General features: G+C 40.3%; 1 protein-coding gene. It reads left to right on the top strand.

Annotation, left to right across the window (positions count from 1 at the left end; translation table 11 throughout):
* Positions 1-357 (top strand): MlaE family ABC transporter permease (locus tag HC175_RS21065; RefSeq protein WP_168139919.1); only part of this gene is annotated, 357 nt, incomplete at both ends.

Genomic DNA, 357 nt, shown 5'->3' with positions numbered 1-357 from the left:
GTAGGTTTTTTATCTTTCTTTATTGGAGCAGTTGTATCCCTGCAAACTGCTCTTAACCTAAGCAATCCTCTTATTCCGAAAAGTCTTATCGCTTTTGCGGCGAGGCAATCCATCGTCCTGGAATTTTCTCCAACTTTCATTTCGATCATCATGGCGGGTAAAGTAGGTTCTTTTATCACTTCCAGTATTGGCTCTATGAGAGTAACCGAACAAATAGATGCCCTTGAAGTGATGGGGATAAATTCTTTAAATTATTTGGTTTTCCCTAAGATCATCGCCATGCTTACTTATCCTTTTGTCATTGCAATCTCCATGTTCCTGGGTATTTTGGGAGCATATACGGCAGCTGTTATGGGA

Source organism: Salinimicrobium oceani (assembly GCF_012037645.1).
The sequence above is the reverse complement of the archived record's forward strand: the minus strand, read 5'-3'. Positions and strand labels throughout refer to the sequence as shown.